The organism is Acerihabitans sp. TG2 (genome assembly GCF_035013185.1).
GTDB lineage: Bacteria > Pseudomonadota > Gammaproteobacteria > Enterobacterales > Enterobacteriaceae > Acerihabitans.
Genome location: NZ_JAYGJO010000022.1, coordinates 22,493 through 45,337, shown reverse-complemented (window position 1 = coordinate 45,337; position 22,845 = coordinate 22,493). Strand labels below are relative to the sequence as shown.

General features: G+C 51.3%; 25 protein-coding genes and 2 pseudogenes. 13 read left to right on the top strand and 14 right to left on the bottom strand.

The window, feature by feature from the left end; genetic code table 11:
• Positions 1-563: 563 nt before the first annotated feature.
• From SJI19_RS17760 to SJI19_RS17750, 3 genes are all read right to left on the bottom strand, one after another.
• On the bottom strand, positions 564-1,835 hold the full coding sequence (locus tag SJI19_RS17760) for a type II toxin-antitoxin system HipA family toxin (protein WP_323479600.1): 1,272 nt from the start codon (positions 1,833-1,835) through the stop codon (positions 564-566).
• The gene (locus tag SJI19_RS17755) at positions 1,825-2,163 is read right to left on the bottom strand and encodes a helix-turn-helix transcriptional regulator (RefSeq protein ID WP_323479599.1); all 339 of its coding nucleotides are present in this window, start codon (positions 2,161-2,163) and stop codon (positions 1,825-1,827) included. The genes SJI19_RS17760 and SJI19_RS17755 overlap by 11 nt, the downstream gene beginning before the upstream one ends.
• Before the next feature lie 196 nt (positions 2,164-2,359).
• A complete protein-coding gene (locus tag SJI19_RS17750; protein WP_323479598.1) occupies positions 2,360-3,604 on the bottom strand; it encodes a winged helix-turn-helix domain-containing protein in 1,245 nt (414 codons plus the stop codon).
• A gap of 740 nt (positions 3,605-4,344) precedes the next feature.
• Between SJI19_RS17750 and SJI19_RS17745 the strand changes: the two genes are divergently transcribed.
• The gene (locus SJI19_RS17745) at positions 4,345-4,908 is read left to right on the top strand and encodes a cysteine hydrolase family protein (protein WP_323479597.1); all 564 of its coding nucleotides are present in this window, start codon (positions 4,345-4,347) and stop codon (positions 4,906-4,908) included.
• An 81-nt stretch (positions 4,909-4,989) separates the two neighbouring features.
• Here SJI19_RS17745 and SJI19_RS17740 read toward each other — a convergent pair whose 3' ends face one another.
• Complete coding sequence (locus tag SJI19_RS17740; RefSeq protein ID WP_323479596.1) at positions 4,990-5,952, bottom strand: LysR family transcriptional regulator; 963 nt, start codon at positions 5,950-5,952, stop codon at positions 4,990-4,992.
• A gap of 60 nt (positions 5,953-6,012) precedes the next feature.
• Between SJI19_RS17740 and SJI19_RS17735 the strand changes: the two genes are divergently transcribed.
• Both SJI19_RS17735 and SJI19_RS17730 read left to right on the top strand, forming a co-directional pair.
• Entirely contained in the window at positions 6,013-6,135 is a 123-nt protein-coding gene (locus tag SJI19_RS17735) for a hypothetical protein (protein ID WP_323479595.1), read from the top strand.
• A complete protein-coding gene (locus SJI19_RS17730; RefSeq protein WP_323479594.1) occupies positions 6,132-7,376 on the top strand; it encodes an MFS transporter in 1,245 nt (414 codons plus the stop codon). The genes SJI19_RS17735 and SJI19_RS17730 overlap by 4 nt, the downstream gene beginning before the upstream one ends.
• Positions 7,377-7,457: 81 nt before the next feature.
• On the opposite strand, the gene SJI19_RS17725 is transcribed toward SJI19_RS17730, so the two are convergent.
• The 3 genes and pseudogenes from SJI19_RS17725 to SJI19_RS17715 all read right to left on the bottom strand — a co-directional run.
• Entirely contained in the window at positions 7,458-8,372 is a 915-nt protein-coding gene (locus SJI19_RS17725; RefSeq protein WP_323479593.1) for a DMT family transporter, read from the bottom strand.
• Positions 8,369-8,872, bottom strand: coding sequence for a DUF1203 domain-containing protein (locus tag SJI19_RS17720; RefSeq protein WP_323479592.1), 504 nt, complete (start codon positions 8,870-8,872; stop codon positions 8,369-8,371). The genes SJI19_RS17725 and SJI19_RS17720 overlap by 4 nt, the downstream gene beginning before the upstream one ends.
• Before the next feature lie 428 nt (positions 8,873-9,300).
• A pseudogene (locus SJI19_RS17715) lies at positions 9,301-9,646 on the bottom strand (transposase); the annotation flags it as partial.
• Between the two features lie 208 nt (positions 9,647-9,854).
• On the opposite strand from SJI19_RS17715, the gene abiEi reads away from it, so the two are divergent.
• The 4 genes and pseudogenes from abiEi (at position 9,855) to SJI19_RS17695 (ending at position 12,229) form a co-directional block, all read left to right on the top strand.
• Complete coding sequence (gene abiEi / locus SJI19_RS17710; RefSeq protein WP_323479591.1) at positions 9,855-10,379, top strand: type IV toxin-antitoxin system AbiEi family antitoxin; 525 nt, start codon at positions 9,855-9,857, stop codon at positions 10,377-10,379.
• 28 nt (positions 10,380-10,407) lie between these two features.
• Positions 10,408-11,295, top strand: coding sequence for a nucleotidyl transferase AbiEii/AbiGii toxin family protein (locus SJI19_RS17705; RefSeq protein ID WP_323479590.1), 888 nt, complete (start codon positions 10,408-10,410; stop codon positions 11,293-11,295).
• 156 nt (positions 11,296-11,451) lie between these two features.
• A pseudogene (locus SJI19_RS17700) lies at positions 11,452-12,078 on the top strand (IS66 family transposase); the annotation flags it as partial.
• Between the two features lie 7 nt (positions 12,079-12,085).
• Entirely contained in the window at positions 12,086-12,229 is a 144-nt protein-coding gene (locus SJI19_RS17695; protein WP_323479589.1) for a hypothetical protein, read from the top strand.
• Positions 12,230-13,009: 780 nt separating this feature from the next.
• On the opposite strand, the gene SJI19_RS17690 is transcribed toward SJI19_RS17695, so the two are convergent.
• A complete protein-coding gene (locus SJI19_RS17690) occupies positions 13,010-13,873 on the bottom strand; it encodes a YicC/YloC family endoribonuclease (RefSeq protein ID WP_323479588.1) in 864 nt (287 codons plus the stop codon).
• 126 nt (positions 13,874-13,999) lie between these two features.
• On the opposite strand from SJI19_RS17690, the gene rph reads away from it, so the two are divergent.
• Together rph and pyrE are read left to right on the top strand one after the other, a co-directional pair.
• Positions 14,000-14,716, top strand: a complete 717-nt coding sequence (gene rph, locus SJI19_RS17685) for a ribonuclease PH (RefSeq protein ID WP_323479587.1) — start codon at positions 14,000-14,002, stop codon at positions 14,714-14,716.
• Positions 14,717-14,761: 45 nt separating this feature from the next.
• The gene (gene pyrE / locus SJI19_RS17680) at positions 14,762-15,403 is read left to right on the top strand and encodes an orotate phosphoribosyltransferase (protein WP_323479586.1); all 642 of its coding nucleotides are present in this window, start codon (positions 14,762-14,764) and stop codon (positions 15,401-15,403) included.
• 109 nt (positions 15,404-15,512) lie between these two features.
• Here pyrE and slmA read toward each other — a convergent pair whose 3' ends face one another.
• The 3 genes from slmA to coaBC all read right to left on the bottom strand — a co-directional run bounded on the left by slmA (position 15,513) and on the right by coaBC (position 17,888).
• On the bottom strand, positions 15,513-16,109 hold the full coding sequence (gene slmA, locus SJI19_RS17675; protein WP_323479585.1) for a nucleoid occlusion factor SlmA: 597 nt from the start codon (positions 16,107-16,109) through the stop codon (positions 15,513-15,515).
• Between the two features lie 128 nt (positions 16,110-16,237).
• The gene (gene dut / locus SJI19_RS17670; protein ID WP_323479584.1) at positions 16,238-16,696 is read right to left on the bottom strand and encodes a dUTP diphosphatase; all 459 of its coding nucleotides are present in this window, start codon (positions 16,694-16,696) and stop codon (positions 16,238-16,240) included.
• Positions 16,674-17,888, bottom strand: coding sequence for a bifunctional phosphopantothenoylcysteine decarboxylase/phosphopantothenate--cysteine ligase CoaBC (gene coaBC, locus SJI19_RS17665; protein ID WP_323479583.1), 1,215 nt, complete (start codon positions 17,886-17,888; stop codon positions 16,674-16,676). Before coaBC ends, dut begins: the two co-directional genes overlap by 23 nt.
• Before the next feature lie 183 nt (positions 17,889-18,071).
• On the opposite strand from coaBC, the gene radC reads away from it, so the two are divergent.
• The 4 genes from radC (at position 18,072) to mutM (ending at position 20,309) form a co-directional block, all read left to right on the top strand.
• Positions 18,072-18,752 (top strand): RadC family protein, encoded by a 681-nt coding sequence (gene radC, locus SJI19_RS17660; RefSeq protein WP_323479582.1) that lies wholly within the window; start codon positions 18,072-18,074, stop codon positions 18,750-18,752.
• Between the two features lie 258 nt (positions 18,753-19,010).
• The gene (gene rpmB / locus SJI19_RS17655) at positions 19,011-19,247 is read left to right on the top strand and encodes a 50S ribosomal protein L28 (protein WP_132924257.1); all 237 of its coding nucleotides are present in this window, start codon (positions 19,011-19,013) and stop codon (positions 19,245-19,247) included.
• An 11-nt stretch (positions 19,248-19,258) separates the two neighbouring features.
• Positions 19,259-19,426: a 50S ribosomal protein L33 gene (rpmG, locus tag SJI19_RS17650; RefSeq protein ID WP_012882902.1), complete on the top strand. Its 168-nt coding sequence runs from the start codon at positions 19,259-19,261 to the stop codon at positions 19,424-19,426.
• A 73-nt stretch (positions 19,427-19,499) separates the two neighbouring features.
• On the top strand, positions 19,500-20,309 hold the full coding sequence (gene mutM, locus SJI19_RS17645) for a bifunctional DNA-formamidopyrimidine glycosylase/DNA-(apurinic or apyrimidinic site) lyase (RefSeq protein WP_323479581.1): 810 nt from the start codon (positions 19,500-19,502) through the stop codon (positions 20,307-20,309).
• A 1-nt stretch (position 20,310) separates the two neighbouring features.
• On the opposite strand, the gene coaD is transcribed toward mutM, so the two are convergent.
• Genes coaD through waaA form a run of 3 tightly spaced genes read right to left on the bottom strand, consistent with a single transcriptional unit; the run spans position 20,311 to position 22,838 of the window.
• The gene (coaD, locus tag SJI19_RS17640) at positions 20,311-20,793 is read right to left on the bottom strand and encodes a pantetheine-phosphate adenylyltransferase (RefSeq protein WP_323479580.1); all 483 of its coding nucleotides are present in this window, start codon (positions 20,791-20,793) and stop codon (positions 20,311-20,313) included.
• Positions 20,790-21,569: a glycosyltransferase family 2 protein gene (locus SJI19_RS17635; RefSeq protein WP_323479579.1), complete on the bottom strand. Its 780-nt coding sequence runs from the start codon at positions 21,567-21,569 to the stop codon at positions 20,790-20,792. Before SJI19_RS17635 ends, coaD begins: the two co-directional genes overlap by 4 nt.
• Positions 21,570-22,838, bottom strand: coding sequence for a lipid IV(A) 3-deoxy-D-manno-octulosonic acid transferase (waaA, locus tag SJI19_RS17630; protein ID WP_323479578.1), 1,269 nt, complete (start codon positions 22,836-22,838; stop codon positions 21,570-21,572).
• Positions 22,839-22,845: the final 7 nt, after the last annotated feature.

Here is a 22,845-nt window from a genome sequence, read left to right as displayed (position 1 = left end):
CGCTTGACACTCGGAATCTATAGAGTGGATATGGATATAAACCCGAAAATAGACGGCTAAAATCTGCAGCCCGCAACGCTTTGGGTATGACGTAATTATGCAGTGAGCGTTTATCATATCCTTGAATAGGGTTCCGAAGGCGACCTGGAAGATGACGGTGAACGGCGAGTTAATATGCTGGTGGGTATCGGCAATACGAGCCATGAGACAATGCTCCTCGAGCAACCGCGCTACATCACGGTTATCAGGGGAGTATGAGGCAGTGGACTGTTTTGTCATGAATTGGGTTTTTGTTCCATTAATGAGGCGTAATGACTAATAATGACTCATTAATAGAACAGTTAGACGAAAAACGAGTACGGGTCAGCAGCTAGAATTCTTTATCAATGGTGTCTACAACGTGATGTGGCGGGCCGTAAAAACAGGCTCGATGACAGCTTCCGGGGCAATGGTGAGTATCGGCAAGCCGGTCATTGGATAGACTGGTCGTGTAGGATAGGGTCATCTTCTTCTTTGGCATACGCCGGCCTTCGGTGTGACGTTTTGGTGTTGGCCAATCAAACCTATGCCAGCCGCAGTATGGCTTCAGGTGCCCCTTCAAAAATAAATGGGTTGAGGAACATCCGCCGCCAAAACAACTTGCGATCCACTTCGCTCAATGCAACCTCATCGCAAATACTTGTCCAGCGAGCACGCACGGTTTCGATGTGATGCGTGATAATCTCAATGGCTTCGGTTTCGTTCAGCCGAAACTTCGGTGCTGCACTCAGGCAAACGGCAAGATTGCTCATTCGGTTCTCACCTATAATGAGCATCGCTTGTGTTGCCTCGTTACCTGTCCGGCTCTGCGGGCAGATGTCATAGGCCGGTGTCAGTTTCAGCACTTTTCCGTCCCAGAATGCAGCGTGGTTTCGGGCATGATCATCGGTGTTACCGCAGATGATATTGAAAACCAGGCGGCCAAACAACTCGTGCAGCGTTGCTTTCGGCTCGTCGAAACGCTGACGGATGATGTCCGCGAGTTCTTCATAGCTCGCATATCGTGCCATCATCTCATCAAGGCCAAAAAGGGTCAGTGCCGAGATCATCAGCCGGCGCTGCCAGCCACCGCTAGACTTCGATCGATCGAAACGCTCAATCAGGATAACATCCTTGCCCGCCGTATGGCAGAAGTGCACCGGCGCCACACACAAGCCGACATCAGCAGCTAGCCGCATGGCAATGTATTCAGCCTTCACAATATTGTAGGTATCGGTCGAAGAAGAGAACTTCGCGATAAATTTGCAGTCCTGGGTTTCGATGATCGCTTTTGGTCGAGCCCCACCCAGTGAACTTCCATGAAAAAGAGCCTGATCAAGATCGGGCGTCAGCGGCACGCCGTTCTCCACCATTGCGGCTGCTTTCATCAGTTCTTCAAGGGAGGCGGCCTGGGCAGTACGCGCGACATATTCTGTAGGTGATGTCTGAAAATCGAGACCACCAATTCTGTCTGAACCAGATTCGAGGAGGTACGTCAGTTCATCCAGCGCACTGCTATCCATGTCTTTGGCACCCATCAGCCGATTAAGTATGACCCGACGCCCCCATGCGTCAGGTGCCGCGTCGCGCAGTGCACTCGCCAGCTTCAGCCCCACTCCGGGCGCAATGGAGCCACGCATCAGTGGCAGTTCCGGCTCAGAAATCGGAACGGCATCGTTCCGCTCTAGGTAACTGCGACCGTAGTTGAAGATTAACCGCTCACCTTCTCGGCTCAGCAGGCCAGCAACAACGGGTTCCATTGCCCCAGGTAACCAGATCCACACATAGGCTTCGTTGACGACTTTTTTAGAAATCATCCTTCACCACCTGCTTCGAATGATGAATAGCGTGCGGCAAAAGGGAGAGCATTTTTTCCGCGTTTGCGATATGGATCGTCATTGTTGATTGATCTGTCGTAAAAAGAGGTACACCTACAATGGTAGCAAGCTCAAAAACGGCTCCAATCGTGCATCCCATATCGCCCTCCTCAGCACGATAGACCAGGCCGCGTGATACGCCTGCGCGCTCCGCCAATTCCTCGATTGTCAGTTCACGTTCGATCCGCTTGTTGTGAATCATCAACCCGAGCAACCGGGCCACATCACGGCTATAGCGGGAGTACGTGCGAGTGGAAGGTTTTGCCATTGCTATATTCCTGTTCCATTAATGAGATTTAAAATGCATTAATGACCTGTTTATAGAACATTATGGATATACCTTTCAAAAGATACAAGTACCTTGTTCTATTAATGAGTCATACTAGCTGATAATGACTCATTAATAGAACAGTTAGACGAAAAACGAGTACGGGTCAGCAGCCAGAATTCTTTATCAATGATGTCTACAACGTGATGTGGCGGGCCGTAAAAATAGGCTCGATGACAGCTTCCGGGGCAATGGTGAGTATCGGCAAACCGAGCCATGCGGCCATGAGGCGAAGTTCCTCGATTAACCGTTCCGGCGTACAGTGCGGCGCCCCGGGCTCGATGTGTGCTCGCTGAACGAGGAGTCGGCCGGCTTTGCGATCCGCCTTCAGGTCCACGCGGGCGACCAGCGCCCCATCCAACAGGAAGGGCAACACGTAATAACCGTGCTCGCGCAGGTGGGCGGGGGTGTAGATTTCGAGACGGTAGCGGAACCCGAATAATCTTTCGGTTCGCGAACGATGCCAAATCAGTGGATCGAAGGGTGACAATAGTGCTGAACCTTCGAGCTTGCGGCCAGCGCGCGCATCTTTATGTACATAGGCTTGTTGCTGCCAACCACGCACCCGCACGGGGATGAGGGCCCCCTCTTCGACCAATTGTTCAATTGGCCGTCGCGCATCTGCGGTGGGGAGGCGATAGTAATCGCGCAGGTCGTCTGCCGTCGCAATACCGAGTGAGCGCGCTGAGCGCTCGAGAAGCGCTCGTCGGGCATCAACGCCGCGGGGTGTCGGGAGTTGCAGGATAGCGCGAGGCAACACCCGCTCAGGCAGATCATATACTCGCTCAAAGCTGCTCCGACGGTGTGTTGCGGCGAGCCGTCCCGCCCAGAACAACCATTCCAGCGCATGTTTGGCGTTGCTCCACGCCCACATTCCCTTCATGGCTCGGCTGCCCGCCATATCGGAAGCGGCGAGCGGACCTTCCGCCTCAATGCGGGCGAGCAGGGCCTCGGCCTCGCCTCGCTTCTCCCCGGCAAAGGGTTCGAGTTGCCGCCATACGCCCTGGCCGCGCAGCGCACGATCCATGCGCCAGCGCAATAATGGTTGGCAGTCGATGGGCAGCAGCGAGGCTTCGTGCCCCCAATATTCAAACAAGCGTTTGGGTTTGGCTGCCACTAGCGTGTCGAGGAGCGCGGATTGGTAAGCGCCCAGGCGTGAGAACAGCGGCATATACTGAGCGCGAACGAGAATGTTCACGCTATCGATTTGCAGCAGCCCGAGTCGATCGACGCCCTTGCGCAGTTGCGCCACGCTGACGGCCTCGTGGCGATGCATCGCGTTGAAGCCTTGTGCCGTAAGCGCAATGCGCCGCGCTTCGGCAAGGGAAAGTTCTGCCTTCAGAACTGCTCTCCCATTGTGATGGAAATGGCCGTGGGCCATTCGGCAAGCGGGTCATTGGAGATATCGAATGTGTCGGTTAAGTTCATGATCTTCTCCAGGATGCGCTGCCGCCCTCAGTGTAGCGTTTCAGCGATGGGTAGACATTCCCCACCGAGTGCAGCGTTTAGTAAAGTATGTTCCCTATAACATTAACCTGCATTACCCACAAAGGGAATATTCAATCAAAGCATAAGGAGTCGTCCCTATAACTTAGGGGCGTGTCCATTTTTGTTGTGAAGGAACACTTACGGAATAGTTAATAACGTTTATTTTTTGGCTATCAATATAGCAGTGGTAATATCAAGGGCAGTAGACAAAACGGAATTTTTAATACCATGCAGCATAAACCCACGTTTGCGTGGGTTTATAGTGTGTTCTTCTTTATAAATCTTTTTATTTCAAAACTGGTATGTATACCTTCAACTCTACCACAGTTCCCTGCAAGGTTGGTTTACATCATCAGCCAAAAAAAAGAAGCCTAAACGTAGAGTCGGACTCATTGTAGTAAACTCATGCCAGTGAAATTATCAATATAAACAATGCACTAGGTTACGTATATTGAGGATTTACTTAAAAGTCAGTCCTTAAGCGATTGTTTAGGCTAAGATACCCTTGTCTGTACATACGGCTGGTTATTCATCTTTCGGTTTATCATGAATAACAAAGCTATTAATCCACGGCATAGCTATTTGATGGTTTATCGTCCACAAAAGTAGCTCTAATTATTAAGGCTTGGCTTAATGAAAACAGCGCTATTACTGATTGATGTTCAACGTGATGTCTTGTGGGGAGTCGGTGCACCAGCTCGACAGCCCAAGATAGATCATTATTTTGCACAAACAGTGCAACGTCTCTGCCAAGTAAAGAACAGAGCTAATGAAGCCAGTATCCCCGTTATTGTTATTCAACATGCCGGGATCAAAGGGCATCGCCTTGCGCAGGGAAGTGAAGGCTGGCAAATCCATCAGGCACTTCAGGTCGGTGATAACGATCGCATTATCAGTAAAACCACCAGCGACTCCTTTTACCAAACGGAGCTTCTGTCGGTTTTAATGTCCATGGGCGTCACTCATCTGGTGGTTGGGGGCTTCATGTCGCAATATTGTGTGGATTTGTCTGTACGCCGGGCAGTGGCGCTGGGGTTTGATGTGACGCTGATTGAGGATGGTCATTCCACCTGCGACGAAAGCGGTCTGTCTTTTGAACAAATTATTGTGCACCACAACAATATACTGCCGGTGCTAAAATTGGACGGACATGGCGTAGCCTTACAGTCCGCTGATTCTGTAACGTTTTTTAAATGATGCAGGTCAACGACGAAAAATAATAGTTCGCTCAACGTGCGGTGTTAGCTAAGCACAATCATAGAAAGCTATCGCTATGGGTTATATTGTCGTTGTCGTATCAGCACTGCCGGGTTTGAGCTGCCGGGTTTGTTGATGCACCCTTTCGCAGAGAAAGTCTGCCACAACACGGACCCTGCGTGAATGCGCCAGATCCGCGTGAATGGCAAGCCAAATCGGCTGGTCGACGCCGAGATCTTCGCGTAAGCAGGTCAGGCCATGCGCTTGCGCCAAGTAATGTGGCAGCACTGCCATGCCCAAGCCGGCGCGAGTGGCCGCCACTTGCGCTGACAGCGTAGAGGTCGTTAGCCGATAGGGCCGCCCGTGTAAGGTGCGCTCTAGCCATTTTGCGGCCGGCAAATGCTGCTGATTTTCTGACCAGCCGATGAAAGCATCCGCTTCGAATGACGAGGCATCATCCTGAGATAACCGCCGCTGCAGATAGGACGACGAGGCGTACAGGCCAAACCCCAGCACGCCCAGACGGCGAATGCTCACGTTACCCGATTCAGGCTTGACCATGCGGATCGCCAGATCCGCATCGCGTCGGTGCAGGTTGACTGTGGTTACGCCGGTGACGATTTCCAACGTCAGATCAGGATGTGGGTCCAACAACTGCGGCAATGCTGGAATAATCAGGTAGTCGGCCAAGCCTTGTGCTGTTGCAAGCCGCACGTGGCCTGCCACTTGTTCAGTGCGGCCCATCGCCTCTGCGCCGAAGGAATGACCCGCCTGTTCGAGCATCTCGGCCTTGCTGACGAGCGCCATGCCATCATCGGTGAGCCGATGCCCGCCTTGGTCTCTGGTAAACAGAACAACGGCCAATGCCGCCTCCAACCGCTCCAGACGACGCGATGCGGTGGCCAGCCCCAGACCCAGCATCTTCGCCGCCGCACTGAGCGTGCCCGAGCGAGCAACTGCCAGGAACACGCGAGCATCATCCCAGTGCAATACAGCGGTTTTTTGTTTTCCGAAATCGGAAACCTGACCTTCACTTTTGTCCATATACCACTCCAATTTCAGAAAGCATACTAGCGCTTACACAATGAGACAGGAGATGGAAATATGCAACATCATACAGGTGGAAAAAACCTCACCGGTTCGGCCATGGAACTGGGCTGCATGGACATGGAGGCGTTCTATGGACCGTATGGCATTTTGGACGGTGTGAACGGAGTGAAGGCATGAGCGTAGCTTCTTCATCTGCAGGATTGCGTGGCTGGACTGCCGTCGCCTTATTGGGTGTAGGTGCGTTTTCGGTAGTGACCACCGAACTCGCCCCCATCGGTATGCTATCGGGTATTGCTGGCGATCTCGCCCAAACGCCTGGCCGCGCCGGGCTGGTGGTGACCGCCTATGCCTGGATCGGTGCAATAGCGGCATTGTTTGCCGTATTGACGCTCAGCGCGATGCCGCGCCGACCCTTATTGGTCGTGTTGTTATTGCTGCTTGCTTTGTCCAATGGCGTTGCCGCATTGAGTACCACGTTTAGCATCTTGCTGATGGCACGATTGGTCGGTGCACTGGCCCATGGCGCGTTCTGGGCCATGGTAGGGACGCTTGGCGCACAGCTTGTACCGGCGCGCCAAGTCGGGCTAGCCACGGCAATCATCTTTGGGGGCGTATCCGTGGCCAGCGTGCTGGGGGTACCGATGGTCAACGTGATCAGTAGCCATGGCAGTTGGAGAACCGCTTTCGCCTGTCTGGGCATTCTTTCGCTCGCCACCGGTATCGCGCTGGCCGGACTGCTACCCAGAATGGCCGGTACCGCGCCGTTGCAGCGTGCTCAGTTCCTGGTGGTCGTGCGCAACGCCGGACTGCGGCGACTTTACGTCATTGCGGCTGGGGCGATCATTGCGCATTTCGCGGCTTTCACTTATGTTGAGGTGCTGTTGTCCTCACGCTTACATGTTTCAACGGCGTGGGTTGCTGTGTGCCTGTTCGCCTTCGGTGCCGCTGGGTTGGTGGGTAATCTGCTATGCGGCGCATTGATCGACCGCCATCTCAAGGGCATGCTGGCAACGGCGCTGTTTGTCATGGCGTTATGCCTGCTGGTGATCGGCATGGGCTGCGCGGATGGCGTGACGATGGCGATTCTTCTGGTTCTGGGGTGGGGATTGGGTGTCGCGGTACTGTTTGTGGGTATCCAGGCCTGGGTGATTCGCCTCGCTGGTGACGCAGCGCTACCTGCATCGGCTATTTACGCCGCCATATTCAATGGTGCGGTGGGTACCGGTGCGCTGGTCGGTTCGGGCATGTTGGACCGATGGGGCGCGGGTACGTTGTGCCTGGCCTCGGCCGCCGTTATGCTGTTCAGCTTCACCCTTGTGTACCGGCTTCAGGCTACTCATGTTCCCTCTGATACTATGCTGGCGGGCAACACGAAGGGTATTACTGCCGACTATAAGCCAGCGGATTCAGGTCGTTAGGTGCGTCGCAGGGTATCTTTTCGTGTACTGAGATTCCCTGACCGGCGGGTCTGTTGTTTCTCGTGTCGGTTTGCTAAAAGATCAGCTAACCGTACCACTTTTTATGATGTTAGTGGTCTTTTCTGGACTCACTAACATCCATACGGCAATACCGACAATGAATGAACCGATGATAAAACCTTCCGTAATGGTTTCGCCTAATGCAAGATAACCCCACAATATTGCGAAAGGTGGAATCAGAAATGTCACCGTTAAAGAACGAAGGGGGCCAATGTCAGCTATCAGTCTGAAATAGAGAATATAAGCCAGTGCGGTGCAGATTAAGCCGACCGCAAGCACACTTGCCCACACGTATCCCTGAAACCAGTTGATCACTGGCCCCGTGCCAACTGACCAGCAAAAGAACGGCAGCAGAAATAGAGTAGCGCCCATCTGGCTGCCAAAGGCGACTATTTTAGGATCAAGTCCGCCTTTGTTTGATATCCAGCGACGAGTCAAAAACCCAGCCATGCCGTAACATCCTGTCGCAACCAAACACGCAATAACGCCTGCAAGCACACTACCGGTGGCGTTGACTTCCCCAACAGTGGTAATCACTATTATCCCTGCCAGCCCCAGCAATACCCCGAGCGATTTTTTTACCGTCAACTTCTCACCAAAAAAAGCGAATCCGATTATCACTCCCATCAATGGTGTTGTGGCATTGAGTATTGCTGAATACCCCGCCGGTAACCATCTGGCTGCCAAGCAGTACATAAAGAACGGCACTCCTGAATTAATAACCCCAAGTATTAATGAATGCTTGAATTTACCATCAAACCGAAATGAGGATTTAAGTAATAAAAGAATGACAGTTAGACCGGCTAAACCAAAAAAAACTCTTAAGAATGCCGTGTTCACTGCACCAAATGCCGGTGCAGCAACCCGCATAAAGAGAAAACTGGCTCCCCATATTGCGGCTAAAAAAAGTAATCGAATATAATCTGACGGTCTCATGCTTCACCTTCATTAAATGTGTTGTTTTGCCTATTATTCAGGGTGATCCGACATGAAAAACAGCCTTGTTTAGCATTGTGAGCAAGGATGTATTTTATCTGAGTATTTTCAAAAAATATTAATATATTTTCTTCAATTTTCTCATTGGACGCAATTGCGGCATCAATCATCATGTCATTATTATCGAATGCACGTAATGATATTGTTCTTGAAATCATAACCTCGGGTATGCAATCGGTTAAAATAGCCGCTTCTTTTTTCCCTTCCCAGATAAATATTGCATGTGACCCTCGATATGGCGTCGGACTATCCAAAAAAGTGTGATTGAGCAATATGGCATATTCTCCAACGGGAATATCTCTCAATGAAATTCGGTCAGGATAGGCTTGGGGTTTATCAACGTTAATTCTGATAGCACCATGCTCTTGCAGTTTACAGTCTGATAAACCGTAGAGATGTTCAAAAACACTGCCGTCCAACCCCTTAATGATATAAGACATCTGTTTATTCCAATCCGGGATGATGTAGTTAGTGCGTTTATTAATATCATGTGCTTAACGTAAGCGGTAAGGCCTATTCTTGCTTTTTCATTCTGAATGTCATTGATTTTTAGGTTTGATACATCTGATAGTTTAAATAAATACTTTATTTATCATATAATTGTATCGTGATGCAACAAATCGGAGCGTGTTGAAGATCAGGTGGTCGCCTCCTGGAGGGGCGCCAATACATTCTTGTGGTATGCCTTTGTTCCAGAAGATAAGGTGTATGCGGTTCCGGCTTGCCGGGACTGGGAGCCCAGGCCATATAACCGACACTGGCCCTGGTTGGCGACGCCGGCATACGGATACAGCGGCGAAGGGTCTGGGGGAACAGGAAAGTCGACGGGCAATGCCACCTAGAGACTAAATAGATGATCCTAATACCGCTACACTTTTGCTTGGCCATGCTTCCCTCCGGGAAATGGGCTGACCGTTTTCATAAAGTGGCGCACTGTGTTCAGCAATTGCCACATTGAACGGCAACGGTGATTTCTCGTTATCGACGATCAGTGTGATGGTTTTTGCCCGTCGATACGTGCTCTTAAGATGTTTCAGCAGGCTGATAAATAACGCCGAGTTTTTACTGCTGCCGCCGACATAACTGACTTTGCCCGTCCCACTGTGCAATGCACCGGCCAGATACTATTTTTCGTTCTGTCCGGGCGTGACGATGCGTTTTTGCTGACCGAGTAGCTGCCAGTCGGCACCGATTTATGGGTTGAGGTGGATATCATAGTATCCAATTCTATAGAAAAAGGCTCAATATGAACATTATAGTGTCCCTATCTGGCCGTATACAAGATTCGAGAGCGAAGGTTACTCCGGCTTAACAGGTCTACAGATTGTTACTTATTAAGTAACAATCTGTAGACCTTTGTCTTGCAGAAGTCCAGCATCAGGTCTACACTAAGTTACTTATTTGGTAACTTAGTGTAGACCTATGGCTAAATCTGATGAGCTATTAAACGCATTAGCGAAAGCGGTGAACGTTGGCGGTGGCATTCACAGTGCAACAGAGCTTGCTTTTATGCTGGGTGTGCCTTGTGACTCAGCCTTTAGAAAGTTCCTAGTAGATTGTGTTAATAAGGGGCTACTAAGACGAGTGGTGAAAGGCTTCTATGAAAGTGTTATTACACCACCTGAGCCTGAGACTGCCATTTATAAAATCATCAAAAAGTTGCGCAGTGGCGTATTGAACTACATCAGCTTAGAAAGTCAGCTCAGTCATACCGGCGATATTTCACAAGTCGTGATGGGAAGAGTTACGGTAGTCACTAAAGGTCGAAGCGGTTGTTTTGATACGCCTTATGGCGTGATCGAATTTACCCACACGAAAAAACCAGTCGAGCAAATTGCACCTAATTTGTACTATGACCCCGACATCAAAATGTATCGCGCGCATAAAGAACAAGCGATTGCAGACCTAAAGCACTGCCAGCGTAATCTACATATGTTGGAGAGCTAAGTATGAGGAAGAGTGTGGGAGAGAAAGTATGCTGAAGCAACAAATTCGCCAAATCGTCCAGTCAAACCCTGACTATGCGGCAGTGACACCCGCCATAGAAAAAGAGATCTTGCATCATGATATTATGGATGTGCTGATCAAACAAGGTGTCATGCAGCGATTAACCTTTATTGGTGGTACCTCATTACGGATGTGTTACAACAGCAGCAGGCTATCGGAAGATCTTGATTTCAATGGCGGTCATGATTTCAAACCCTCGGAGTTTGAGGGGCTGGAGTCCGAAATCCAAACCTATATTCAGAACAAGTATGAAACCGAAGTTTGGGTAAACAAACCCTCTGGCGAGCAGCAAGGGGATACCGTTTCTTGGAAAATTAGTATTGTAAAAGAGGCTAATCGTCCTGACTTACCACGGCAAAAAATGCATATTGACGTCTGTGCTATTCCGTCATTCGATATCGAAAAGCGCCCGTTAATCAATCATTACGATATTGTTGTACCGACTGAAGGGATTTTGGTTCCTGTACAATCGTTACAAGAAACACTGGCCGATAAGCTGATCGCGTTAGCGTATCGCGCAAGACGTATCAAGCCTCGCGATATCTGGGATATTGTTTGGATTAAGCAGCGCGGTATTGATTTATCCAAGACACTGGTTGAAAAGAAACTCACCGCCAGACAGAAGCAAACAGAAGACTTTCGACAGGCACTGTCTGTTCAGTTAGCCAAGCTAATGTCGGAAGATGAAGTACGTAATGACTTCAATATGGAAATGAGCCGCTTTATCCCTAAGCAAATTAAAGAGAGAACCCTCGATAATCCTGAATATTGGGCGTATGTTCAGGGCGAGGTAAATGCCATCGCGTCTGAGTTACTGAATGACGGAACACCAAAAAATCCATTTGATATGGGTTAGTCCTATACCTTTGAGCTTCATAAATTAGGCAGGTTTAACGTAAGCGCCCTTAAGTCGACATCTTTTTTTCAGTGATTAACTGCGCCACACTGCCGCTGTCTACCATAAATGCAGGGCGCAATCATGACATCTCAGCAACGTGCCGACTATTTGTAAAACAGCAGCCGTTACCTGCAAATGAATGAATCCCGCATCCAGGTACTGAAAGAAGAAGGCAAAACCGCCCAATCGGACAAATGGATGTGGGTGATACGCGGTGGCCCACCCGATAAACCCTCAGTGCTGTTTGAGTATGATCCGAGCCGCGCCGGTAGCGTTCCCGTGCGCCTGTTGGCGGGATTCACGGGTATTTTGCAAACCGATGGCTATGCCGGTTATGACGCGGTGTGCCGTGAAAACAAGCTGGTGCGTATCGGCTGCTGGGATCATGCCCGGCGCAAATATATTGAAGCGGGCAAAGCGGTCCCCAAGGGCGCAAAATCTGCCAAAGGCAAACCCACTAAAGCGGATGTGGCGCTGGGCTACATCGGTAAACTGTATGGCATTGAACGGAGCCTGCAGGGGCGCAGTGAAACGGATAAATACCTGACCTGTCAGCAATATAGCCTGCCGTTGCTCAAGGCATTTAAAATATGGCTGGAGCAGAATGTCGGCAAGATAATGAAGGGATCGCTGACCCGTCAGGCCATGGACTACACGCTCAACCACTGGACCTCATTAATAGGTTATTGCGATCATGGGCAGGTGAACATCAGCAATGCATTGGCGGAAAATGCCATCCGATGCTGGTATGCATCAAATTGAGGTGGGCGTGAATATTGTTGGTGGCGATATCTCCTACGATGCTGGGGTTAACGCCGACAAACTGATCATCGCTCTACCACCATGGAATAGGTCAATTCTTGATGAAATCAATCATCTGCTCCATGCGTAGCCAGTTATTCTTCTTCAGGTTCATCGTATATAACAGAGCCATTAATCCAAGGTATAACTATTTCATGGTTTATCGTTCGTAGAAAATAGTTCCAATCAGTGCGATTATGCGCATCAGGTCCAATGATAGTTAATAAAAGATATTCGTTATGTAATTCATCAAAAGCATAAATCAGCCAATAATCATTGTTGGGCTCATTGATTTTCGTAGTTCAATTATATTGAATGGCTGTCGCTCGCCATTTTGCTTGTATTTTTTCATGGGTCGCTAAATGTATATGATAAAAATCATCCAAATCAAGCTCAGCATCGCGGCCAAATATATCAGGCAATTCACCGCAAAGCTTATAAAAATAAACGTAGAAGGAATACCAATTCTCGGATCGTTTAAAAAGGTCGGATACTTTGACTACTAACAATCAGCCTCACTTAGTAACGGGCAATTTACCGTTCTCGACATAAAACCTATATGCTTCGTCACCCCCACGTGCTGCTACTTGCACGTCAAGATATGACAATTCTTTCTTAGGTTTTTTTGGCTTGGCCAAAATTCCGCTCTGGCGAACACCTTTGGTTGACATCATAGCCTCCAATTCAAATATTCCTCTCTCGATAATTATACGTCATGGTTACATTGTAAGCAATTCTGCCAGTTGAGGGCACTTTTACAAAGGCGAGTTGCCGTCATAAAAGCAATCATACATTGCCCCTATTGGAAAAAAAAGCCAGTAAGCTACTGGCTTTTAGGGACATTTATTTGAAAATAAGGTTATGTGGTAGATTACTCGATATTCTGAATTTGTTCCCGCATCTGCTCAATCAGCACCTTAAGCTCAATGGCTGACGTAGTGACGCTGGCGTTGATGGATTTTGACCCCAGGGTATTCGATTCGCGGTTGAATTCCTGCATCATAAAATCCAGGCGGCGGCCAACGGCCTCATTCTTATTAAGAATGTTGTAGGTCTCTTTGACATGGGCGTCCAGGCGATCCAATTCCTCGGCGACGTCCACCCGTTGGGCCAGCAGCACCAGTTCCTGTTCCAGGCGGTTGTTTTCCAACTGGACTTGCGCGTCTTCCATTTTGGCCACCAGACGCTCGCGTTGCCATGACAGAATTTCAGGCATTTGCTGGCGCACTTTGGTGACTTCAACGCTGACCCCGGCCAGGCGTTGTTCTATCATCACCTTCATGGCCGCGCCTTCGGTTTCTCGCGCCAGGATAAAATCATCCATGGTGGCATCAAGGGCAGCCAGCAGATCGGCGCTAATGGCGTCCAGATCCTGTTCTTGCGCGGCCATCACACCCGGCCAGCGCAGGATTTCCATCGGATCAATCTCACCCTCGTCGCTTTGCATCTTGACCCACTGGGCGGCCTCGACCAGTTGCTTGGCCAGGGCTTCATTTAAGATCAACGCGCTTTGGGCATGGGGATTTGCATCGAAGCGTAAATTACACTCAATTTTACCGCGGGTCAGCCGGTTGCGGGTGCGTTCCCTGATGGCCGGTTCCAAGCCGCGGAACTGCTCTGGTAAACGGATATACGTTTCCAGATAGCGTTGATTAACGGAGCGTAGCTCCCAGGCGGCGTTGCCCCAGTCGCCTTTAACTTCACGCCGCGCGAATGCGGTCATACTGCGGATCATATACGTGCCCGTCTTTAGGAAAGTTTAGGGGATTATACCGATGCAAGGCCTGGCATGATAGGCATCTGGTTCATAAGACCGTATAATGCGCAGCCAACACACCCAATACCAGCCCGGAGAGACCCAATGCGTCCAGCAGGCAGAGCGATACAGCAAGTGCGTCCCGTTACCATTACCCGCCATTTTACCAAGCATGCTGAAGGTTCGGTGCTGATCGAATTTGGCGATACCCGTGTGCTGTGCACCGCCACGGTGGAAGAGGGGGTACCGCGTTTTCTCAAAGGACAAGGGCAGGGTTGGATCACTGCGGAATACGGTATGCTGCCGCGAGCCACCCATACCCGTAACGCGCGTGAGGCGTCACGCGGTAAGCAGGGCGGCCGCACCTTGGAAATTCAGCGCTTGATTGCCCGTTCGCTGCGCGCGGCGGTGGATTTAAAGAAGCTGGGTGAATACACCATCACCCTGGATTGTGATGTGCTGCAGGCCGATGGCGGTACCCGCACCGCGTCTATTACCGGTGCCTGCGTGGCGCTGGCCGATGCCCTGGCGGTGATGCGCCAGAAAGGCCAGCTTAAGACCGACCCGTTCAAAGGTTTTGTGGCGGCCATTTCGGTGGGTATTGTGGAGGGTGAAGCGCGCTGTGATCTGGAGTATGTGGAAGACTCAGTGGCGGAAACCGACATGAACGTGGTGATGATGGAAGATGGCCGCATGATTGAAGTGCAGGGCACTGCCGAAGGCGAGCCGTTCAGCCAGGAAGAGTTAATCACCCTGCTTGAGTTGGCGCGTGGTGGTATCGATAGTCTGGTCCTGGCCCAAAAGGCCGCATTGGCTGAATAATTTTATGTCGGCGCCACGGGCGCCCGATCGCGGGGAGAGCAGTTGGTGAAAGCGTATCAGCGTGAGTTTATCGAATTCGCCTTAAACAAACAGGTGTTGAAATTTGGTGAGTTTACCCTTAAATCAGGGCGCATCAGCCCGTACTTTTTTAACGCCGGGTTGTTTAACACCGGTCGCGATTTGGCGTTGCTCGGGCATTTTTACGCCTCGGCGCTGATGGACTCCGGCATTGATTTTGATGTGGTGTTCGGTCCGGCCTATAAGGGCATACCCATTGCTACCACTACCGTAGTGGCGCTGGCTGAACATCATGAACGCGATGTTCCTTATTGTTTTAACCGTAAGGAAACCAAGGATCACGGTGAGGGCGGCAACCTGGTCGGCAGTCCATTACAAGGCAAGGTGATGCTGGTGGATGATGTGATTACCGCCGGTACCGCTATTCGTGAATCCATGGCAATTATCGCCGCCCATCAGGCAACCTTGGCGGGCGTGCTGATTTCACTCGACCGGCAGGAAAAAGGCCGGGATGATATTTCGGCTATTCAGGAAGTGGAACGCGATTTCCAATGCCGGGTTATCGCCATTGTGACGCTGGCGGACCTGATTGACTATTTGGAAGAAAAGAGCGAGATGGCCGATCATCTGGCAGCGGTGCGAGCCTATCAGCGCCAGTACGGTGTCTGATGTTGAGTGACATCTGAGCGCTGTGCCGGACACTATGGGTTGCGTCCGGCAATGCTCTTTTCGATAAAACGCGCGGCGGGTAATCATTATCACCGCCGCCGATCCGGCGTTAACGCAACTGAGCGACCAGCAGTGGCCAGCGCACCTCAAATTCATGGGTGGGTGAATAGCGGAATTCAGTACGCACAAACCGTGACAGCATGCCCTCGCAAAACGCCAGCAGTTGACTGGCCAGCAGCGCCTCGTCTATTTCAAATCCTTCGCCTTCACGTAATTTCCGCTCGCGCAGCACCTGGCGTAGCTGCACTTCTATACGCTCATAGAGCTGGTTAATCCGTCCTTGCAACCGATCTTGTTCAAACATCAGCGCATGTCCGGTCATGATACGTGTCAGGCCAGGGTTGCGTTCGGCAAAACCCAATATCAGCTGTAAAATCAGGCGTAGACGGGCAATGGTTTCTTTTTCATCTTGTAATATTAAATTGATACGGGAGATCAAACTGTCTTCAATAAATTCGATCAGGCTGTCGAACATTTTGGTTTTACTGGGGAAGTGCCGGTACAGCGCCGCTTCGGAAACCCCAACGGTGGCCGCCAGTTTAGCCGTAGTGATACGTTGACTACCGTCGCCGGATTCAAGCATCTGCGCTAATGCCTGCAAAATTTCCTCGCGGCGGTTACGTTTCACGCTCTTTTTTTCTGTCATACCGAATAGATCCCTGGGTAAACGCCATCAATAAAGAATAAACATCAGGCATCGGCTGTAACAGACCAGGCTGTTACAGCATTTATAAAATGAATTGTCGATGCCAGGGGAAAGACCGGCCTTAATGCCTATTGCCGTCCAGAATGGCCGAAACCACCCTCGCCGCGTTCGCTTAGGTCAAAATCGTCGACGACATTGAATTCAACCTGGACGACCGGAACAAAGACCATTTGCGCGAGACGTTCGCCTGGTTCAATAGTAAAAACATGCTGTCCACGGTTCCATACGGACACCATCAGCGGCCCCTGGTAATCCGAATCAATAAGACCCACTAGGTTGCCCAGCACGATGCCATGCTTATGGCCTAGGCCGGAGCGGGGCAATACCATTGCCGCAAGACTGGGATCGGCAATATGCACCGCCAGACCCGTGGGAATCAAGGTCGTTTCACCGGGTGCCACCACCAGGGCATTATCAATACAGGCGCGCAAATCCAGGCCGGCTGAGCCACCGGTGGCATAGGTCGGCAGCGGGAACAGATCGCCGATTCGTTTATCCAGAATTTTAAGGTCGATTTTTTTCATCATAACGGCTGACAATCTCGTCAAGTAGTTGTTGACCAAGCAGCGCCTTGCCGCTCAGCGGTAGCCGGGTATCCCCGTCTTGCCAAAATAGATGTAATGCATTGGAATCACTGTTAAAACCGCGATCGGCCAGGGATACGTCGTTGGCGCAGATCATATCCATATTTTTAGCGATGCGCTTTTGTCGGGCATATTCTTCCATATTATGGGTTTCGGCCGCAAATCCAACGACAAAGGGGCGATGGCTGTTCATCCCACCAACGTCGGCGACAATATCGGGGTTCTTAACCATCTTTAAGGCAATTTCCCGGCCCTGGGTTTTTATCTTTTCCGGCGCGGGTTCGGCGGCGCGATAGTCCGCCACGGCGGCACAGCCGATAAAAATATGCTGGTGCGTAATATCTTCCATCACGGCCGCCCACATCTCCTGGGCGCTGGTGACATCGACGCGCCAGACATTAGGTGGGGTCGGTAAATCAACCGGCCCGGCGACCAGCGTGACATGGGCGCCTTTGTCCGCCGCGGCTTTAGCGATGGCAAAACCCATCTTACCGGAGCTGTGATTGCTAATATAACGAACCGGATCAAGTGATTCGCGTGTCGGACCGGCGGTGATCAAGATATTGAGGTGCTGCAGGGAATGATCAATAACAAAATGGCGCCGCGTCCGCTCGACCAATTCAAGGGGATCAAGCATGCGGCCCGGGCCGATATCGCCGCAGGCCTGGCTGCCGTTGTCCGGTCCCCACAGAAGTAAGCCCCGTGCTTCGAGGGTACGCAGGTTGGCCTGGGTGGCCGCAGACCGGTACATTTGCTGATTCATGGCCGGCGCGGCGGCGATCTGGGCGGCGGTGGCCAGGCATACCGTACTTAACAGGTCATTTGCCATGCCAGCGGCGATACGCGCCAGCAGGTCGGCACTGGCTGGCGCCAATACAACCAAATCCGCCCATTTGCCTAGCTCAATATGGCCCATCGCCGCTTCGGCTGCCGGATCCAGCAAGTCATCCGCGACGGGATAACCCGAGACTGCCTGTAACGTCAGTGGGGTAATAAACGCTTTGGCCGCAGGTGTCATGACGACTCTGACTTCCGCGCCCTGATCACGCAAACGACGTACCAGTTCAGGGCTTTTATAGGCGGCGATACCACCACTGACGCCAAGTACAATATGTTTGCCGGAAAGTTCCGTCATCTCGATTGTCCGCTTGTAAGCTTAAGTAAAAAACATTTTATCATAACCCTTCTGGTTAACCGTCAACTCTCTTGGTGGGTAGCATCCGCTGTTAATTTGCAGCCGTCGCCGCAACCCTTATCTTCGCAGGTCGAACCGGCCGGTCCGTGGTGGCAATATAGCCGGCTAAAGGGGGGCGGTCATATGAAACAACCAAAAGGATGGCACAATATTAAACTGGCGCCACGTGAGAAATTACTGATGTTTGGTGCGAACGCGCTGACCAACAGTGAGCTCCTGGCGCTGTTCTTAAGGACTGGGGCACGGGGGATTCACGTTATGCAGTATGCCGAAAGCCTTATGGATAGGTTCGGTTCACTGCATCAAGTCATTTGCGCAGATCGCCAAGCCTTATGCTCGGTTAAAGGGATGGGAGTGTCGAAATATACTCAACTACAGGCCATTGGCGAGATGGCGCAACGCTTTTATTCGTCACATATGATGCGCGAAGACGCACTGACCAGTCCCGAGATCACCCATGGTTATCTTCGCCTATTGTTGGCCAACCGGGAGCGTGAAGTGTTTATGGTGTTGTTTCTCGATAACCAGCATCGGTTGATTAAACATCAGGAGATGTTTCAAGGTACGGTGAACAGCGTTGAGGTGCATCCGCGTGAAATACTGCGTGAAGCGCTTAAAATCAATGCAGCGGCGATTATTTTAGCGCACAATCACCCGTCGGGTAGCGCCGTGCCTAGTCGTGCCGATCGGGAAGTGACCGATTTGGTCGTAAAGGCGTGCATGTTCCTGGATATTCGGGTACTCGACCATATGGTTATCGGTGCGGGAGAATACGTCTCTTTTGCCGAAAAGGGGTGGTTGTAAGTCTTTTTTTCCGCGACTCACGGGGATCTCGCGATCCACTGGGATCTTTAGTTGCACGGGACTTGAGCACTTGCGCTTCAAAGCGTATACTATGCCACCTTTGAGAATCCTGGGTGTGGCGTTGAGAGCTTATCTCAGCAGATTTAAATCTGTTGAGAGTCTCTCCTCAGTGAATGTGCTGAGATGGGCTCTAAAGCCTGACGAGGCGGCTAACACCTTTTACGAAGCTCGAGCTGATTAGATTTTTGGAGAATAGACATGTCCCGAGTCTGCCAAGTTACTGGCAAGCGCCCGGTGAGCGGCAACAACCGCTCCCACGCAATGAATGCGACCAAACGCCGTTTTCTGCCCAACCTGCACTCTCACCGTTTTTGGGTTGAGAGCGAAAAACGCTTTGTAACGCTGCGTGTATCTGCTAAAGGTATGCGTGTGATTGACAAGAAGGGTATCGAAACGGTCTTGACCGATTTGCGTGCCCGCGGTGAAAAGTATTAAGGAACTGAATCATGGCTAAGGGTGTTCGCGAGAAGATCAAGCTGGTTTCTTCTGCTGGTACTGGTCACTACTATACCACTACGAAGAATAAACGTACCAAACCGGAAAAGTTGGAATTGAAAAAATTCGATCCGGTTGTACGCCAGCACGTACTTTACAAAGAAGCTAAAATCAAATAATTTTAGTGGATTGCAAAAAAACCCGGCTTCGGCCGGGTTTTTTATTCGTTTTTTTTTACCAGCGGGTGAAAATATGCCAGAACTCCCTGAGGTAGAAACCAGTCGCCGGGGTATTGAACCCTGGGTTGCTGGTCATCGAATAACACAGGTTATCGTGCGTAACGCGCGTCTGCGCTGGCCGGTATCCGATGAGATTATCGCCTTACGCAACCAAGACGTTTTGAGTGTGCAGCGACGGGCTAAATATTTGCTGCTTGAGCTGAGCAAAGGTTGGATCATTATTCATTTGGGAATGTCGGGCAGCCTGCGGGTGTTGCCGTTGCCGTTGCCGCCGCAAAAGCACGACCATGTTGATCTGCTGATGAGCAATGGTTGTACCATTCGTTATACTGATCCACGGCGGTTTGGCGCCTGGTTGTGGTGCGACGACCTGAAAACCAGCAACGTGCTGGCGCATTTGGGGCCCGAGCCGTTGAGCGAGGTGTTCAGTGGTCCGTGGTTGTTTGAGCGGTCGCGCAATAAACGTACGCTCATTAAACCCTGGCTGATGGATAACAAGCTGGTGGTTGGGGTCGGTAATATTTACGCGAGTGAATCACTTTTCGTGGCGGGAATATTGCCTGGGCGTCCAGCCGGTTCTTTGACCGAGGCTGAAGCCGATGTATTGGTGCAAACCATCAAAGCGGTATTATTGCGCTCAATAGCGCAAGGTGGCACCACGCTGCGTGATTTTATGCAGTCTGACGGTAAACCTGGCTATTTTGTGCAAGAGCTGCAGGTATATGGCCGTGTGGGTCAGGCTTGCCGGGTCTGTGGAATGCCAATTCAACAGGCCAAACATGGCCAGCGCAGCACCTTTTTTTGCCTTAACTGCCAGCATTGAGTCAGGGATGAAGCCGTAGCCTGACCTGTTTGGCAATCGGATCCGGTAGAAAGTGATCGACATTGCCCCCATGCAACGCCACCTCTTTGACCAGTGTCGAGGAGATATAGGACCATTCTTGCGCGGGCATCAGGAACACGCTCTCCAGCTCCGGCATCAAATGCTGATTCATCTTGGCCAACTGCATTTCATATTCGAAATCCGAGACCGCTCTAAGCCCCCGCACTAGAATAGTGGCCTGCTGCTGGCGGGCAAAATGTGCCATGAGGTCGCTAAAACCGATAACCTCGACATTGGCCAGGTGTCCGGTGGCCTGCTGGGCCAGCGCTACACGTTCGTCCAAACTGAACAAGGTCTTTTTACTGGGACTGTAGGCGATGGCCAGAATCACCCAATCGAACATCTTTGCTGCCCGGGTAATCAGATCCAGGTGCCCGTTGGTCAGTGGGTCAAAGGTGCCAGGGTAAATCGCTTTAGTTGTCATTGGGCATCTCTTTTATTGGCTCGATGGAGCGACCACAGGGCGGCATACTTGTTAAATGTATATTGTGCGTTCACGATCGCCAGCAACAAGCCTTGCTTGCCATCAAGAAAGCCGGCGCGTAACAGCCAAGTCTTAACAAAGGCACCCAGAGTATGGCTGAGAATAGAGAAAAAACCACAGGCTTTACCTTGCCGATGCCGCTCCACCGCCCAGGCATCGGCATAGTGCAATTGTTTGCGCTGAAACGTCATCAAATCGCGGCAGGTGAGATGTTGCAGGCAGCCGTTTAGTTTGACCACGTTGGCCTGACGGACATCCAGCGACTCATGGACGGCATTATCGTTATACTGGTAATCCAGGCGAGCATAAAGACGGATTACCCGATCCGGGTACCACCCGCTGTGGCGCATAAAACGCCCCAGAAAAAGGTTTGATCGTGCACAGCTGTAAACGGTGGCGGCTTGTGGTTGCTGCAATACGGCCTCGATGGATGCACGCAGTGCGGGTGTGACGCGCTCGTCGGCATCCAGCATCAAGATAACTTCACCGGTGGCGTACTTCTGAGCGCGCTGGCGCTGTTTGCCGAAGCCAGGCCAATCGCTGGTTTCATATACCTTGGCACCCGCCTGCTGGGCAATTTGACGGGTATCATCCGTACTGGCGGCGTCGACAATCACAATTTCATCGGCCCATTGAACCGACGCGAGGCAGTCGGGCAACAGTTCGGCCTCGTTACGTGTGATCATGACGACAGAAAGGCGCTTTCTGGTCTGCATTTACTGGCTCCGCTGCGGCAGATAAGGTTCCAGCAACTGTAGTAGCCGCTGCAGCGCGCCCTGATTTTGATGCAGGACCTCCACTGCGTGGCGGCCATAATACAAACGGTAGTCCTCGTCGGTCAACAAGGTGGAAACCTCCTTGACCAATGATGCAACGTCGGTCACGGTGATAAGGCCACCGGCCTCGGCCAGCTTACTGCATATATCCTTGAAATTAATGATGTGGGGCCCCATTAACACTGGAATGGCGTGGGCCGCGGCTTCCAGCGGATTATGACCGCCGCGATCAACCAGGCTGCCGCCGACAAACGCCACATCGGCGATGCCATACAACAGCATCAGCTCACCCATGGTATCGCCAATCACCACTTGGGTATCATGGCTGGGAATGGTGCCGGAACTGCGCATAATCGAGGTTAAACCGGCTTTTTGCGTCATCTCCCGGGCCAGAGGGAAGCGCTCCGGATGACGTGGCACTAAGATCAACAGTAAATCGGGAAAACGAGTCAACAGTTGGCGGTGGGCCTGCAGCAACAGCGTTTCTTCACCATCATGGGTGCTGGCGGCAATCCACACCTGGCGGCGTGATGCCCATTGTCGCCGCAGCGTGAGTGCGCGCGCAGCCAGCTCCGGCGTGACGGATATATCAAACTTCAGGCTACCGGTCACGGCCAGTTGGTTGCGTTTTAATCCCAACGCTAAAAACCGATCGCCATCTTCCTGGGTTTGGGCAGCAATCAGTGTGATGTGCCGCATAACATTCTTCACGAAACCGCTAAAACGCTTATAACCCGCGGCTGAGCGGGCGGAAAGGCGTGCATTGGCTACCACCAGCGGAATTTTTCGCTGGTGCAGGGCCTTAATCAGATTAGGCCACAGCTCGGTTTCCATCACGATCACTAATTTCGGATTCACATAATTAAGGAACCGGTTCATGGCACCCGGCAGATCATAAGGCAAATAAACATGATGAACATCTTTGCCAAAGGCCGATTGAACTCGCTCCGAGCCGGTGGGGGTCATCGTGGTGACGGTGATAGGTAAAAACGGATAGCGATGGCGCAGCGCGCGCACCAGCGGTATTGCCGCTAGGGTTTCACCCACCGAAACAGAATGCAGCATGATACCGCCAGGCTTAACTTTACTTTGGCAGAATCCGTATCGCTCAGCCCACCGACGTCGGTATGCCGGCGCCTTTCGGCTGCGCCATAATAAACGGATCCATATCAGCGGTTGGATGAGGTAAAGGATGATGTTATAGATCATTATAGTT

What these genes read in the sequence shown, in the direction of transcription:
- rpmG (WP_012882902.1), top strand. Translation starts at nt 19,259, where the DNA reads ATGGCTAAGGGTGTTCGCGAGAAGATCAAGCTGGTTTCTTCTGCTGGT.
- SJI19_RS17695 (WP_323479589.1), top strand. Translation starts at nt 12,086, where the DNA reads ATGCATCAAATTGAGGTGGGCGTGAATATTGTTGGTGGCGATATCTCC.
- abiEi (WP_323479591.1), top strand. Translation starts at nt 9,855, where the DNA reads ATGGCTAAATCTGATGAGCTATTAAACGCATTAGCGAAAGCGGTGAAC.
- waaA (WP_323479578.1), bottom strand. Translation starts at nt 22,838, where the DNA reads ATGATCTATAACATCATCCTTTACCTCATCCAACCGCTGATATGGATC.
- radC (WP_323479582.1), top strand. Translation starts at nt 18,072, where the DNA reads ATGAAACAACCAAAAGGATGGCACAATATTAAACTGGCGCCACGTGAG.
- SJI19_RS17755 (WP_323479599.1), bottom strand. Translation starts at nt 2,163, where the DNA reads ATGGCAAAACCTTCCACTCGCACGTACTCCCGCTATAGCCGTGATGTG.
- SJI19_RS17730 (WP_323479594.1), top strand. Translation starts at nt 6,132, where the DNA reads ATGAGCGTAGCTTCTTCATCTGCAGGATTGCGTGGCTGGACTGCCGTC.
- SJI19_RS17735 (WP_323479595.1), top strand. Translation starts at nt 6,013, where the DNA reads ATGCAACATCATACAGGTGGAAAAAACCTCACCGGTTCGGCCATGGAA.
- SJI19_RS17740 (WP_323479596.1), bottom strand. Translation starts at nt 5,952, where the DNA reads ATGGACAAAAGTGAAGGTCAGGTTTCCGATTTCGGAAAACAAAAAACC.
- dut (WP_323479584.1), bottom strand. Translation starts at nt 16,696, where the DNA reads ATGATGAAAAAAATCGACCTTAAAATTCTGGATAAACGAATCGGCGAT.
- SJI19_RS17760 (WP_323479600.1), bottom strand. Translation starts at nt 1,835, where the DNA reads ATGATTTCTAAAAAAGTCGTCAACGAAGCCTATGTGTGGATCTGGTTA.
- SJI19_RS17745 (WP_323479597.1), top strand. Translation starts at nt 4,345, where the DNA reads ATGAAAACAGCGCTATTACTGATTGATGTTCAACGTGATGTCTTGTGG.
- SJI19_RS17690 (WP_323479588.1), bottom strand. Translation starts at nt 13,873, where the DNA reads ATGATCCGCAGTATGACCGCATTCGCGCGGCGTGAAGTTAAAGGCGAC.
- rpmB (WP_132924257.1), top strand. Translation starts at nt 19,011, where the DNA reads ATGTCCCGAGTCTGCCAAGTTACTGGCAAGCGCCCGGTGAGCGGCAAC.
- SJI19_RS17720 (WP_323479592.1), bottom strand. Translation starts at nt 8,872, where the DNA reads ATGTCTTATATCATTAAGGGGTTGGACGGCAGTGTTTTTGAACATCTC.
- SJI19_RS17635 (WP_323479579.1), bottom strand. Translation starts at nt 21,569, where the DNA reads ATGCAGACCAGAAAGCGCCTTTCTGTCGTCATGATCACACGTAACGAG.
- SJI19_RS17725 (WP_323479593.1), bottom strand. Translation starts at nt 8,372, where the DNA reads ATGAGACCGTCAGATTATATTCGATTACTTTTTTTAGCCGCAATATGG.
- SJI19_RS17750 (WP_323479598.1), bottom strand. Translation starts at nt 3,604, where the DNA reads ATGGCCCACGGCCATTTCCATCACAATGGGAGAGCAGTTCTGAAGGCA.
- SJI19_RS17705 (WP_323479590.1), top strand. Translation starts at nt 10,408, where the DNA reads ATGCTGAAGCAACAAATTCGCCAAATCGTCCAGTCAAACCCTGACTAT.
- coaBC (WP_323479583.1), bottom strand. Translation starts at nt 17,888, where the DNA reads ATGACGGAACTTTCCGGCAAACATATTGTACTTGGCGTCAGTGGTGGT.
- mutM (WP_323479581.1), top strand. Translation starts at nt 19,500, where the DNA reads ATGCCAGAACTCCCTGAGGTAGAAACCAGTCGCCGGGGTATTGAACCC.
- slmA (WP_323479585.1), bottom strand. Translation starts at nt 16,109, where the DNA reads ATGACAGAAAAAAAGAGCGTGAAACGTAACCGCCGCGAGGAAATTTTG.
- coaD (WP_323479580.1), bottom strand. Translation starts at nt 20,793, where the DNA reads ATGACAACTAAAGCGATTTACCCTGGCACCTTTGACCCACTGACCAAC.
- rph (WP_323479587.1), top strand. Translation starts at nt 14,000, where the DNA reads ATGCGTCCAGCAGGCAGAGCGATACAGCAAGTGCGTCCCGTTACCATT.